Genomic DNA, 13,827 nt, shown 5'->3' with positions numbered 1-13,827 from the left:
TCTCGGTACGCGTCGGGGCGGTCAGTCCGCGACGGTGAGCACGATCTTGCCGGAGGTGCGGCGGCTGTCGCCGAGCTCGTGCGCCTTGGCGGCCTGTTCGAGCGGGAGCACCGTGTCGATCTCCGGGCGCAGTTGGCCCCTCTCCACCAGGGCGGCGATCTCCCTCATGCCCGCCTGGTCGGCTTCCACGATCATGAAGGCGGCGCGCCGGCCGACGGCGGCGGCTTCGTCGGCCAGATACGCCTCGGCCGGGGAGGCGAGGGAGACCAGGACGCCGCCCGGGCGCAGCGTGCGCAGCGAGCGCGGCCCGTAGGCGCCGCCGATGGTGTCGACGACGACGTCGACGGGCGCGACGGCCGTCTCGAAGTCGGTCGCGGTGTAGTCGACGAGCTCATCCGCGCCGAGGCCCCGCAGGAACGCGTGCTTGGCCGCGCGGGCCGTCCCGGTCACGTGCGCTCCGCGGGCCTTGGCGATCTGGACGGCGAGGTGCCCGACGCCGCCCGCCGCCGCGTGGACCAGCACGCGCCGGCCCTCCTGTACGTGGGCCACGTCGACCAGGGCCTGCCAGGCGGTGAGGGCGGCCAGCGGCAGTGCCGCGGCCTGTATGTGGGTCAGCGCCTCGGGCTTGCGGACGAGGTGCCGGGCCGGGGAGGTCACGTACTCGGCGTACGTGCCCGCCGGGAGCGGGTGGCGCGGCAGTCCGAACACCTCGTCGCCCGGGGCGAGCGTGGTCACGCCGGGGCCGACCGCCTCGACCACGCCGGAGACGTCCCAGCCGAGCCGTACCACCGTGCCGGCCAGGCCGCCGGAGGCGCGGTGCCAGGAGTCCGTCGGGTTCACCCCGGCGGCGTGGACCCGCACCAGCACCTCGGCCGGACCGGGCTGCGGGCGCTCCACCTCCATGACCTTCAAAACCTCGGGCCCACCGAATCCGTCCTGGCCGATCGCGCGCATCGTCAACTCCCGTTCCCCGTCGTGGCGGGCCACCGCGGCCCGTCGTGATCAAGCTTTTCGTACGCGCTGGAGAGGAGCGAGTGGCAAGCTTGCCAACACCTGAAAGGATCTTGCCATGCATCGTGTTCTCGTCCTCGCCCTCGACGGTGTCTATCCCTTCGAACTCAGCATCCCGGTGCGGATCTTCGGCACGGCGGCCGGACGGGACGGGAAGCCGCTGTACGAGGTGGCGACGTGCAGTCTGGACGGCGGGCCGGTCACCACGAGCGCCGACTTCACCATCGCCGTGGCCCACGGCAGCGAGGCGTTGCGGACGGCGGACACGGTCGTCATCCCGCCCTTCACCTGCGGCCCGGCCGGGGGCCCTGCCGAGGGCTCGGCCGGAGGCTCCGCGGAGGGCTCCGCCACCGAACGGGAGTGGCTGCCGGACGCGTTGCGCCAGGCCCTGACACTGGTACCGGCGGGCGCCCGCATCGTCTCGATCTGCACGGCGTCGTACGTCCTCGCCGCCGCGGGCCTGCTCGACGGCCGGCCCGCCACCACGCACTGGAAAGAGGCCGAACACTTCCAGCGGTCCTTCCCGCGGGTCCGGGTGGACGCCAACGTGCTCTTCGTCGACGACGGTCAGGTCCTCACCGCCGCCGGGGTGGCCTCCGGCATCGACCTCTGTCTGCACCTGGTGCGGCGCGACCACGGCAGCGAGATCGCCAACCGGGTGGCCCGGCTGTGCGTGGTGCCCCCGTGGCGGGAGGGCGGCCAGGGGCAGTACATCGACCGTCCGGTGCCGGAGCCCTCGGACGCCACGACGGCCCCCACCCGCGACTTCGCCGTGGGGCAGTTGCACCGGCCGCTCACCCTGGCCGAACTGGCGGAGCACGCCGGCATGAGCGTCCGGACGTTCTGCCGCAGGTTCCGCGAGGAGACGGGGATGCCGCCCGGCAAGTGGATCACCCGGCAGCGCGTCGAGCACGCGCGGCGCCTGCTGGAGACCACCGACCTGCCGGTCGACCAGGTCGCCGCCCACGCGGGCTTCGGCACCGCCGCCTCGCTCCGCCAGCACCTCGCCGCCGCCATCGGGGTCTCGCCCTCGTCGTACCGCCGGGCGTTCCGGCCGGTGTGAGCGCCGGGGGCCCTGGACCTCAGCGGCCCAGGGCGCGCAGTGCCTTCTCGCGATGGCTCAGCGCCAGCTGCTCCGACTCCCGGTGGCCGGAGCGGCGGAAGTGCTCGGCCGCCCGCTGGTTGACGGCGACGGCCTCCTCGTACCGTCCCACGTCCACCAGGAGGCCGCCGAGGAGGAGCAGACCCATGCCCTCTCCCCGGCTGTCGCCGGTCTCCCGGCAGATCTCCAGGTACCGCTCGAACGCGGGGACGGAGTCCTCGTACTGCTGGAGTCCCACGGCCACGATGCCGAGCCGGAAGAGCGCCTGCCCTTCGTTGGCGCGGTCCTCCCGGTCGCGGAACAGCTCCGCGGCGCGCCGGTAGGACGGGATGGCCTCACCGTTCCGGCCCATCTGCTCCAGGAGCTGGGCGAGGTGGAAGTGGACCTGGGACTCCCGCTCGCGGTCGGCCGTTCGCGGGTAGACGGTGGCGGCCCGGCGGTAGGCGGTGACGGCTTCGTCGTTCCGGCCCAGTGCCCGCAGGGCGTTGCACAGGTTGAGCAGCGCGGACCCCTCCATGGCGGGGAGGTCCTTCTCCCCGAAGGCGGCGGCGGCCCGCACGTACGTGGGGACGGCCTCCTCGTACCGGCGCGCGCCCATGAGGGCCTCGCCCAGGCGATACAGGGCCAGGCCCTCGCCCCGTGGGTCGCCCGACGCGCGGTACCGGCCGACGGACTGGCGTACGGCGGCCAGGGACTCCTCCTCGCGGCCCGCCGCCGTGAGGGCGTCGCCGAGGTGGAGCAGCGCTTGGGCCTCGCCGGGGCCGTTGCCGGTCCCGCGGAAGAGCTCGACGGCCTGCCTGCAGACGGTGACGGCCTTCTTCGGCTTTCCCTGCCCGGTCAGGCCGCGCCCGACGACGGTGAGCGCATGGGCCTCCCGGGCGCGGTCGCCGGACCGGTGGTGCGTCTCGGCGGCGTGCCGGCCGGCGGTGACGGCTTCCGCGTGCCGGCCCAACCGGTAGAGGGCTTCCCCGAGTTCGCCGTACGCCGCTCCTTCGCCGCGTGCGTCGCCCGCGGCGCGGAACGCGACGATGGCCCGCTCGCGGGCGGCGACGGACTCCGCGACGCGCCCCAGCTCCATGAGTACGGATGCGAGCCGGTCGAGCAGTTCGGCCTCGTGCGCCGGGTCACCGGCCTCGCGGTAACCGGCGGCCGCCTGCTCGCAGACCGGTACGGCCTCGGCGTACCGGCCCTCGTAGACGAGGACGAGGGAGAGGCTGAACAGCACCGCCAGCTCGTTGTCGCGGTCGCCGAGTTCCCGGCAGAGGCCGAGCGCCCGCTGGTACGCCGTGATCGCTTCGGCCGACCGGTGCAGCCGGACGAGGTGGATGCCGAGCGTGTGCAGCAACACGCGCTCGCGTTCTCGGTTGCCCGCCTCGCGGTAACCGGCGGCGGCCTCCTCGCAGGCGGTCGCGGCCTCCTCGAAACGCCCCGCTCTGGTCAGGGCCTCGTTGAGGTTGGCCAGCGCATGGGCCTCGCGCTCGCGGTCCCCGGTCCCCCGCAGGAGTGCGGCGGCCTTCCCGCAGGCGGTGGCGGCCTCCGCGTAACGGCCCAGCTCCGTACAGGCGTTTCCGAGGTTGATCAGCTCCGACGCCTCGCCGGTGCGGTCGCCGAGCTCCCGGCACACCGCGGCGCCCCGCTGCGTGGCGGCGACGGCCTCGTCGTAGCGCCGCATACGCAGCAGGGCGGTGCCGAGCCGGCTGAGCACCCGGCCTTCCTTGCCGCGGTCGTCGTTCTCGTGGAAGAGCGCGGCCGAACGCTGGTAGGCGGTGATCGCCTCGTCGAGCCGGCCGGTCTCGTACAGGGCGTCGCCCAGGTTGCTGAGGGAGTCCGCCTCGCGGCGGTGGTCGCCGTGCTCGCGGTAGACGGCCGCGGCCTGCCGCGAGGGGGCGATGGACTCCTCGTGGCGCCCCTGGCCGAGGAGGGCGTTGCCGAGGTTGTGCAACGGCAGGCCCTCATGGCGGCCGTCGCCCGTCTCGTCGGAGAGGGCGGCGGCACGCCGGCTGACCTCGGCGGCCTCGGCGAACCGCAGCGCGGCCGTCAGGGCGTTGCTCAGGTTGGTGAGCGCCGCCACCTCGAAGATCCGCGGCCTGGCGCCCCGGAAGGTGGCCGCGGCCCGTTCGGCGGCGGCGACGGCCTCGTCGTGGCGGCCGTCGTCGGCCAGGGCGGTGCCGAGGTTGGTCAGCGCGGTGCTTTCCAGGACGCGGTCACCGGTCCGGCGGAAATGGCCGGCGGCCCCGTCGAACAAGGCGGCCGCGTCCTCGGAGCGTCGCATGCCCATCAGCGCGTGGCCCGCTTCGAGGAGCAGCTCGGCGGCGCGGCGGCGGTCACCGGTCTCGATGTGGACGGCCGCGGCCCGCTCCACGGCGGTGACGGCCTCCTCGAAACGTCCCAGGCGGGCCAGGGTCTGGCCGAGCTTCCCCAGCGACGTGGCGAGGTCTGCCCGTTCGACCCCGGAGAACGTCTCGTCCAGCTGCCGGTACAGCTCGGTCGCCGCACGCGTGGCGGCCAGCGCCTCCTCCCGGACGCTGCTCGGGGTGCGGGCCAGCCGGCCGCGTACGTCCGCGTGCTCGGGGAGGTCGACCGTGGGGTGGGCGAGCGTCAGCTGCCGGAAGAGGTCGTCGGCTTCCCGGGTGACGGCCAGGGCCCGCTCCTCGTGGCCCAGGGCGAGGAGCCGGTTGCCGAGGTCGTTCAGGACCTTGGCCAGACCGAGGCTGTGGGCGGCGGCGTCGGTGTCGGCCAGCTGCCGCTGGATCGCCACGGCCTCCTCGGCCGGGGCGAGGGCCTCCTCCCCGCGGCCCAGGTCCGCGAGGAACGCCCCCAGGCTGATCAGCGCGGTCGTCAGGTCGGGCTGGTGGGCGGCGGGATTGGCGTCGGCCAGCTGACGGTACAGGTCGGTGGCCACCTCCGTGATCTCCAGCCCTTCCTCGGGGCGGCCGGCGGCACGCAGCGCGGCCCCGAGGTTGGTGAGCGACATGGCGAAGTGGTGCCGCTCGCCGTCGGGGTCGGCGTCCGCGAGGCGCCGGTACAGCTCGACCGCCTCCTCGGCGGCGGCCAGGCCCTCCTCGGTGCGGCCCGCGTCGACCAGGCGCAGACCCAGGTTGTTGAGCAGTCCCGCCAGGTCGGGCCGGTACACGGGGTCGGCGTCGGCCAGGCGCCGGTACAGCTCGGCCGCCTCCTGGGTGGCGGCCAGGGCCTCCTCGGACCGGCCGTGCCGGGCGAGCCGGTTGCCGAGCCCGGCCAGCGAGTCCGCCAGGCGGTCCTGGTGAGCGGCGTGGTCGGCGGCGGCCAGGCTGCGGCTGATCGCCACGGATTCCTCGGCGGTGAACAGCGCCTCCTCCCAGCGGCCGGCGGCGGACAGCCGGTCGCCGAGGACGCTGAGGGCGTTCGCCAGCTGCGGCAGGTGGCCGGGGTCGCTCGCGGCGAGCTCCCGGTGCAGGCGTACGGCCTCCTCGGCGGGCGCGACCGCCTGCTCCCGTCGGCCGGCGTTGGCCCGGCGCCACGCCAGGGTGCCGTACAGCCAGGCGCGTTGGCCGAGGTCCGTGGTCGTGGCCAGACGGTGCGCGATCAGGGTCTCGACGACGGCGAGGATGCCGCTGTCCAGGTCCGCGTGGCGGCCCGAGGGCAGTTCCGCTTCGACGGCCTCCAGGACCGCGAGCAGGGAGGGGTCGACGCCCTTCCCGGCCGGGCCGGTCGTGGCACTCGTGCCGCTGGGCGCGCTCGTGTCGCTGGTGGCGCTCGGGTCGGCGAGGGCGGCGAGCGCGGTCAGGGCGGGGCTGCCGGCCGCGATCGCGAGGCCGGGTTCGGCGCGCAGCAGGGGGTAGAGCACCCGCTCGCCGAGATGGGCCCAGCGGTCGGCCGCGGAGGCGAGGAACGTCACGGCCCGCGGGGCCACGGTGGGCCTCAGCTCGCCGTCCAGCAGGACGGCCGGGACCCCGCTCGCCCACGGGTCGGGGTCGTAGGCGCTGATGTCGTGCCCGGGCGTGAGCAGGGCGAGGAAGTCCTCGGCGAGCCGGTCGGGGTAGAGCGGCTCCAGGACCAGCTCGCGGTCGGCGGGCGGGTAGCAGAACCGGTGGTCGAGGAGGAGGTCCTGCGGGTGGCCCGGCAGGTCGAGGGCGCGCAGCGCCCGCGCCCCGGCGTCGTGGCTCACGGCACCGGTGAGGGCGGCCGTGAACACCGTCTTGGCCATGACCGCGGGCCGGGTCCGGTAGTCCTGCCCGTGTCCACCGGCGTCGAACAGCCGCTGCCACGCCCGGTATTCGCGGTCCAGGAGGTACGCCGACAGCTCGTGCGGCTCCGCGAGGGAGGGCCGTTCGCCGCGCGTGTGGGCGTCGACGGAGACGAGGGCGGCCATGTGCAGGTTCAGCGTCAGGCCGAAGCCACGGCGGTTCAGGGAAACGGGCGGCCCGACGGCTGCCGTGTCCGGCAGGCCGTACAGGTCGTGTGCGGCGAAGCGGTCCCGGGCGGCGGTGAACATCCGCAGCCGGTCCGCGTCCAGGGAGGGGAGGAGCAGGTCGCCGGTGGCGGCGCGGCGGTCGGCGAGCTCACCGCGCAGGGCGGCGAACCAGCGGACGGTGCGGCCGATCAGGAGGACGCGCGTGGGCCGCTGCCGGTGCAGGACGGGGTCGGACAGCAGGCGCTCCAGCTCGCTGTGCGCCCAGCGGTCGGCGTAGTCGACCACGAGCAGCACACCGGCCCCGTCCGCGGGGGAGGCGGCCACGTCGCCCGCGGGCGGGCCTGCGCTCCGCAAGCCCGCCTGCAGGACCTCCCAGCGTTCGGCCGCCGGCAGGTCCGGGCTCCGGGACTGCTCGGCGAACTCCGTGGCGAGCCGCGTCTTGCCCTCCCCGCCGGGGGCGTGGAGCAGGAGCACCGAAAGCCGCGTGTCCCGCGCGTCGCGCCACTGCCGCAGCCGTTCCAGCTCGGCCTCCCGGCCGGTGAAGGGGACGACGTGGCTCCGTGCGTCGAGGAGGCGGCTGGGCTGCGCCATCAGCCATGCGGTGTCCGGGGCGGCCGGGGCGGGTAACGCCTCGATCGCCGGCAGCCGCCCCCCGTAGTAGTGGTGGTGGACGGTCGCGGTCGCGTTCGGGCCCTGTGCCGCCACCGCGCCGGCGGCGACGTGCTGTTCGTAGCGCGGCTCGGTCAAGATTCACCGAGGGGCGCCTGAGCCGGTGCACCGCCGGCTGCGTAATGGTGGTGGTTGATGGTGACGGCCGCGCCCGGACCCTGTGCGCCCGCGCCGCCGTTCTGGTTCACCTGGGTGTAGACGCCACCGGCTGCCGTTCCGCGCAGCGCCGCCCCGAGGGCGCGGATCTCGCCGTCGGCGCCGGGCTGCCCGGCGAGCAGCTCGCGCAGCAGCCTCTCGTGTTCGGCCGAGCGGTCGGCGTTCTCCAGGGCCGCGCCGAGCCGGGCCGCCCAGTCGTCGTGCGCGGCGCCCAGGGCCGACTCGTCGCCGCGCTCGTAGGCGGTGAGGACGGTCTCGCGGGCCTGCTCCAACTCCGCCTCGGCGGCCGCCGCTTCCTCGCTCTGGCCGCGCCCGAGCAGCCGGACGAAACCCCGCTTGGTGTGGTCCCACGCGTCCGTCGTCATCGCGGTGACGAGCGTGGTCGCGGCGGTGGCGGCGACGGCCGCGACAGCAGGGTCCAAGACGATCTCCTCCAGAGGCACTTGACCACTCCGAGGGCACAAGTGTGCCATCGGGTCGCTGCGGACGGCTTGGTTCACCTGATGCGGTTCCGGCCAACTTCCCGGTCCGTTCGTTTGAGGGAGGCCCCGGTTGGTCCCCTACCGGCGCCGTCCACGCCCACTTCGTCCGAAGGAATCCGCTCGTGTCCAGCCTGTCCACTGCGGGAGGTGATCTGGGACTGAGCCGACGGCCTGTCCACGTGCCGGGGCCTGGGCGCGCCGTACACCAGCCCGTCGGCCTGGAAGACGACCGGCGGGCGAGGCGCGTGCGCTGCCGCCGCGAGAACCCCGGTCCGCCGTGCGAGAAACCCGTGCCGCCGTGTCGGGCCCAATCGCCCAGGGTGCGGACCCGCTGTCGACCGCGCCACCCCTCCGGCCCCGCTCAGAAGCCCGACACCGCACAGGAGCACACCCGTTGACCGAGGAAACACGCGAACGAGCCCGGCAGGCCCTGGAGAGCGGGGAGCGGCTCATCGACGCGTGCTCGTACGAACTCGCGCCCGGCGTGCCCACCCCGCCCGAACCGCTGCTCGCCCGCCCCGAGCCGTCGGCGCTCCAGCGGCGCGTCGAGGAGAAACTGCCCCGACGCCTGCGGAAGTTGCTCACCTCCGCCGCCCTCGACCCCCGCCGCTCACGACCGGCCGCCGCGGCGGACGCGCTGGACCGCCTGCCCGACGCGGTCGAGAACGCCGGTACGCGACTGATGCACGGCAAGAGCATGGAAGGCGGCTGGCGGAGCGCGGCCGGGCACTTCCTCATCCGCCTCGCCGAGACACGCGGCTCGGTCACGGGCATCCTGGCCGTCACCGACAGGCGCTGGTTCGCGCTGAGCGACGTCTCCCCGTTGTGGCAGCCGACGCCGCAGATGCGGCTGTGCTGGGAGGCCGGCTCCGCGATCGCCACCCTGCAGGTCAACCCCATGGGCGTCCTGCAAAGGGGCCGTATGGAGCTCCGGTTCGCGGACGGCTCGTGGGTCGCCCTCCTCGCGTCCGTCCCCGCGCACGCGGCGCCCTTCGCCACGGCGGTCACCCGCCACTGACCGGGTCGCGGCCCCCGGTTCCCCTCCCGTCGGCAGCACGGGACGGGGACCGGCGCCTCACCGCTTACACCGCAAAATCGCATTCTGCCTTCTCCTTTGACGCGCGCGCATTCTCCTTTTCGCGCTCTCCCCTCATCGCATCATCGAAGCATCGAAGAATCGAAGCATCGAATAAAGACATCCATTCTGTCGTCGTACAACGGTGCGACAGAAAATCCGAAGCGATTCAGGCGGTGGGGGGTGGGGTACGAACGACGCCGGGAGCACGTTCATGGGAGGGTGGAATTAAATGGCCGGTACCCCGTTGTCGTCGGAGCCGCATTCGTTCAGAGGCCGGGAGCCTGTGGTGCCGCCGGAGCGGCTGCCCGCACACGTCGCCCTGATCGTCGACGGCAACGGCCGGTGGGCCGCTCGCCGCGGCCTGGCCCGCAACGCCGGGCACGCCGCCGCCGTGCCGCGCCTGCTCGACACCATCGACGGCGCCGTGGAGGCGGGGATCCGGTACCTGTCGTTCTACCTGTTCTCCACCGAGAACTGGCGACGCGAGCCGGAGGAGGTCGCCAGGACTCTGGAGATCATCGGCGATTTCGTCACCGACAACCGTGCCGAACTGCACGCCAAGGGCGTACGGGCCCTGTGGTGCGGCCGGCGCGACCGGGTGCCGCCCGCACTGGGCCGTACCCTCGCCGACTTCGAACAGCTCACCCGCGGCAACCGGACGCTGGACCTGGTCTTCTGTGTCGACTACGGGGCCCGTGACGAACTGCTGCGGGCGGCGGCCGAGTTGGCCCGGGACGCCGCCGACGGACGGCTGAGCCCCGACCGCATCGATGTCGCGTCGCTGACCAGCCGGCTGTACCAGCCCGGCGTACCGGACGTGGACCTGCTCATCCGCACCTCGGGCGAACACCGGATCAGCAACTTCCTGCTGTGGCAATGCGCTTATGCGGAGCTGTACTTCACCGACGTACTCTTCCCCGACTTCGACCGCTACGCCCTCTGGCAGGCGGTGGCCGACTATGCCGGCCGGGAACGCCGTTTCGGAAAGGCGGGGGCGGCCTGAATGAACCTGGTACCGTCCGTCTCGTACCGGGTCGTGCTGGACCGTGCCGGAATCCACGAGCCTTTGGCGCGGAACACGTACCGCGATATCGCCCGCGAGGTTCGCCGACTCGAGCCTCCCTACTATGCGGCCACCCGGCTGCTCGCACCGCTGTGGCTGCAGCCGCACATCCTGTGCGTGTACGCGTTCGCTCACGCCACGGACACCGCTGCCGACAGCGGACCGGTCGACCGGCGCCCCCAGCGTTTCCGTACGTGGGAGGCCACCGTACGGGCGGCTCTCACCGACCGCCGTGCGGACGATCCCCGGCTGGCCGCGCTGCTGCTCACCCTGGAACGCACCGGGCTCCCCGAGGCGTGGGTGGGCGACTTCATGGACGGCATGGCCGGCGACCTCGACTACCGCGACTTCGGCTCGGAGGCCGGCTTCCAGGCGTACGTGGACCGCGTCTCGCATCCGCTGATGCTCCTGCTCAGCGGAGTCCACCCAGGGTGCCGTACAGAGCAGGTGGTCCGCGCGCTGCGCGACGCGGCCGAGGCGGCGCAGCGCATCGACTGCCTCAGCGACCTCGCCGACGACCTGCGGGCCGGGCTGCCCTGCCTGCCGCACACCGGTCGGCAGCTGTCAGAGCAGATCGAGCTCGCCGGCGCGGCCCTCGACCGGGCCGGCGCCGTCCTGCCGCTCCTGCCGCCGGAGTTCACCCCTGTCATGACGGCTTTCCTCGACGTGCACCGGATCCAGCTGCGGGCCGTCGAACGAGCCGGACCCCATCTGACGCGGAAAACCGTCCGAACCCCCCTGATGCCCTCGCTCAAGGTCCTCTTCGCCGCGCGGCGACAGCCCATGGAAGGCGCCCCGACATGACCGCACCCCTGTCGGCCTCCGAGCCCGAAGTCTCCATCGACTGGATGGGTTTCCCCGGCCCCGGGTCCGTGACCTGGAGTCTGCTGGGCCAGTGGCGGATGGCCCTGGTGATGCCCCGCCTGCTGGTGCTGCAAGCGGCGCACCCGGTGGTCGGCGCCGGCCTGGCCAAGCACTCCACCTATCGCACCCACCCCTGGCGACGCGTCGACCACACCCTGATCAGTCTGCAGCGCTTCGTCTACGCCCCGCCCGAGCAGCGGCACAAGGAGGCGCACCGGATCCTGCGCGCCCACCGGCGCATCAAGGGCACCGATGAGCGGGGCCGCGCCTACACCGCCGAGCAGCCGGAGGTACGGGCCTGGGTGCTCGGCACCGTGTTCGAGGCGATGAGCAGCATGGAGCGGCTCGCCGGCCGGCCGCTCTCGGCCGTCTCCGAGGCGAGGCTGTACGACGAGTGGCGTGCCACTCTCGGGGCCTTCGGCCTGGACCGCGACCTGCTGCCGCCCGATCTCGACGGGTTCTGGGAGTACTTCGAGCGGATGCAGCGCGAGGTGCTGGAGGACAACACCGAAGTGCGCTTCCTGATGCGGGACATGTACCGGGGTGCCGCGACGCCGTCGGTGCTGGAGTGGTGTCCGCCACTGTGGGCGATGATGCGTTCCTCGGCCGCGATGCTGATGCCCGGCGCGGTGGCAGCGCAGCTGCCGCGGACGTACCGGGAGCGCCTCCATCTGCACGTGGGGCAGGCCGACCGTACGCTGTCGCGCACCGTGCACCACACCGCGCGCGCCGCGATGGAACCGCTGCCCGTGGGCGGCCGGTACATGCCCATCGCCGCCGCCGCGCTGGCAGGCCGGGACCTGGACGAGGCGGACGAGGTGCGCCCCGGCGGCTTCACGCTTCCCGGCGCCGGTCTCCTGTCCCGGCCCCTGGGGCTGGTCAGAGCGGTGGCGTCCGCGGCCGTCCGCGGGCGGGACCGCGACTCCAGGGAGGACCGGCTGGGCCGTTTCTTCTCGCAGGTGCTCGACCAGACCGGCGACGGCAGGATCGACGCCCCCGACCTCCAGGCCATGGCCCGTGCCCTGTGTTGGCAGCTGGAACTCTCCCCGGAGCAGGAGGACAGGGTGTACGCCGGATTCACCACGTGGTGGGAGCACATGCGCTCCACCATGGACACGGACGGCGACGGAAGCATCGGCAAGGACGAGTGGATCACGGCGATGCTCCGCAACTGCGACGCGGACCCGGCGTACGTGCGCGACGGTGTGCACCATGCTGTGCGCGCCATGTTCGAGGCAGTGGACACCGACGGCAGCGGGGCCATCGACCGGCATGAGTACCGCACGGTGTTCGCGGGAGGACGGATCGATCCGGGCGACCTCGACCGCGGCTTCGACGAACTCGACGTAGACAAGGACGGCACCATCAGCCTGCCCGAACTCCTGGACGGATTCACGGCGTTCTTCATGGCCCGGGAAGCACACGTGTCCGGAACCCAGCTGCTGGGACGGGCCTGAGGCCGGTGACCGTGGGAAGAGAAGGGGTGCGGGGCGTTGCCGTGGCCCGGCTGGCCGGGCTGCTCGCGCAGGATGTGCTCACGGCCCGGGAGAACGCCGATGCGCCTGAGGACAGAGTGGCCGCGCAGCGCTGCCGGGCGCGGCGGATCCGGGAGGCGTTGGAGGCGCTGGGGCCTTTCTACATCAAGGTCGGACAGGTACTGGCCACCCGGCCGGATCTCGTCTCCAGCGCCTTGGTGACGGAACTGGAACGGCTGCAGGGCGCGGTGACGGTGGCGCCGTTCGCCTCTTTCGAGCCGGTACTCGAGGAGGAGCTGGGGCGCGACTGGCGGCGGCTGTTCCGCGAGGTCGACACCGGCCGGCCCTGCGGCTCCGCGTCGCTGGCCCAGGTGTATCCCGTGGTGCTGCACGACGGCAGCCACGCGGTGCTCAAGGTGCAGCGGCCCGGGGCCGCGGGCCGGATGCGGGCGGACATGGCGGCGCTGGGCCGAGCGGCCCGGATGGCGGGGCGGGCGGCTCCCCGGCTCGCGGAGGTGCTGGACCTCGACGCGGTCCTGCAGGGGATCTTCGACTACATGCGGCCGGAGCTCGACTTCACCGCCGAGGCCGCGCACATGGAGGCCGGCCGCCGGGCGGCCGCGGGCTTCCGCCACCTCACGGTGCCCGCGGTACGGCAGGCCGGGCGGCGGGTGCTGATCCAGAGCGTCGCACCCGGACGGGCGCTCAGCGCCGGGGCGGCGGACGACCTGTGCGAGGAGCAGCGCGAACGGGTGGGCGCCGAACTGCTCAGGTACATGTACCGGGGCTACTTCGTCGAGCACTTCTTCCACGCCGATCCGCATCCGGGAAACGTCTTTCTGCACCCCGAGACGGGGGCGACCCTGATCGACTGGGGGATGGCCGGGCGCGTCGACCGGCACACCGGGACGGTGGGAGCGCTCGCGTTCACCAGCATCGCCCAGAACGACGCGCGGGGGCTGGCCGCCGCCTGGCTCGAACTGGGCCGGTCCACCCCGCGCACGGACCTGCCGGGGTTCCGGGACGATCTGGCGCGCGTGGTGCCCCAGTTGGCGATGAGCCGCCTCGACGGCATGAACCTCGGCTCGGCCCTGTCCACGATCCTGCGGTGCGCCGCCCGGCGCGGGATCCGTACCAGCCCCATGATCGGCATGTTGGGCAAGTCCATGGCCAACGTCGAGTGCACGGTGCGCGGCATGGCCCCGAATCTGTCGGCCGCGGAAGTGTTCCGGGAAGCGCTGATGGACGTCATGGGTGAGCTCGCGCGCAGGCACCTGTCACAGGAGCAGGTGGCACGGCGGGGCCTGGAGCTTCTGGCGGCCGGTGACAGCGCCGTGGACGAGGCGCGCGCCGTGCTGCGCGGCCTGGCCGGCCAGGAGGGCGCGGCGCGCATGGCGTTGTCACCCGGTCACGGCATCGGCGGTGGCGGCGAAGGACGAGGCCCGCTGGCACGCCACGGCGGTGCCGCGGCGGGGTGGGCGCTCGCCGCGTGGGCGGTGCACCGGGTGACGCGCCACGGCCCGCGGCGGTAGGG

The 13,827-nt window shown here is 73.6% G+C and carries 9 protein-coding genes; 6 read left to right on the top strand and 3 right to left on the bottom strand.

Annotated elements, in window-relative coordinates; genetic code table 11:
- Positions 1-21 precede the first annotated feature (21 nt).
- Positions 22-954 carry an NADP-dependent oxidoreductase gene (locus tag AC07FJ_RS08260; protein WP_479046620.1) on the bottom strand — a complete coding sequence of 311 codons (933 nt, stop codon included), beginning with the start codon at positions 952-954 and terminating at the stop codon, positions 22-24.
- A 115-nt stretch (positions 955-1,069) separates the two neighbouring features.
- On the opposite strand from AC07FJ_RS08260, the gene AC07FJ_RS08255 reads away from it, so the two are divergent.
- Entirely contained in the window at positions 1,070-2,074 is a 1,005-nt protein-coding gene (locus tag AC07FJ_RS08255; RefSeq protein ID WP_479046618.1) for a GlxA family transcriptional regulator, read from the top strand.
- Between the two features lie 19 nt (positions 2,075-2,093).
- Here AC07FJ_RS08255 and AC07FJ_RS08250 read toward each other — a convergent pair whose 3' ends face one another.
- Together AC07FJ_RS08250 and AC07FJ_RS08245 are read right to left on the bottom strand one after the other, a co-directional pair.
- Complete coding sequence (locus AC07FJ_RS08250; protein ID WP_479046617.1) at positions 2,094-7,253, bottom strand: tetratricopeptide repeat protein; 5,160 nt, start codon at positions 7,251-7,253, stop codon at positions 2,094-2,096.
- A complete protein-coding gene (locus AC07FJ_RS08245; RefSeq protein ID WP_479046614.1) occupies positions 7,250-7,753 on the bottom strand; it encodes a hypothetical protein in 504 nt (167 codons plus the stop codon). Before AC07FJ_RS08245 ends, AC07FJ_RS08250 begins: the two co-directional genes overlap by 4 nt.
- Positions 7,754-8,207: 454 nt before the next feature.
- Between AC07FJ_RS08245 and AC07FJ_RS08240 the strand changes: the two genes are divergently transcribed.
- The 5 genes from AC07FJ_RS08240 to AC07FJ_RS08220 all read left to right on the top strand — a co-directional run bounded on the left by AC07FJ_RS08240 (position 8,208) and on the right by AC07FJ_RS08220 (position 13,825).
- Positions 8,208-8,831 carry a hypothetical protein gene (locus AC07FJ_RS08240; RefSeq protein WP_479046611.1) on the top strand — a complete coding sequence of 208 codons (624 nt, stop codon included), beginning with the start codon at positions 8,208-8,210 and terminating at the stop codon, positions 8,829-8,831.
- A 346-nt stretch (positions 8,832-9,177) separates the two neighbouring features.
- On the top strand, positions 9,178-9,894 hold the full coding sequence (uppS, locus tag AC07FJ_RS08235) for a polyprenyl diphosphate synthase (protein ID WP_468282694.1): 717 nt from the start codon (positions 9,178-9,180) through the stop codon (positions 9,892-9,894).
- Entirely contained in the window at positions 9,895-10,758 is an 864-nt protein-coding gene (locus tag AC07FJ_RS08230) for a phytoene/squalene synthase family protein (RefSeq protein WP_479046609.1), read from the top strand. It abuts the gene before it with no gap.
- The gene (locus AC07FJ_RS08225) at positions 10,755-12,275 is read left to right on the top strand and encodes an oxygenase MpaB family protein (RefSeq protein ID WP_479046607.1); all 1,521 of its coding nucleotides are present in this window, start codon (positions 10,755-10,757) and stop codon (positions 12,273-12,275) included. The genes AC07FJ_RS08230 and AC07FJ_RS08225 overlap by 4 nt, the downstream gene beginning before the upstream one ends.
- A 26-nt stretch (positions 12,276-12,301) precedes the next feature.
- A complete protein-coding gene (locus AC07FJ_RS08220) occupies positions 12,302-13,825 on the top strand; it encodes an ABC1 kinase family protein (RefSeq protein ID WP_479046604.1) in 1,524 nt (507 codons plus the stop codon).
- The last annotated feature ends 2 nt before the right edge of the window (positions 13,826-13,827 follow it).

The organism is Streptomyces sp. NPDC045998 (assembly GCF_056430285.1).
The sequence above is the reverse complement of the archived record's forward strand: the minus strand, read 5'-3'. Positions and strand labels throughout refer to the sequence as shown.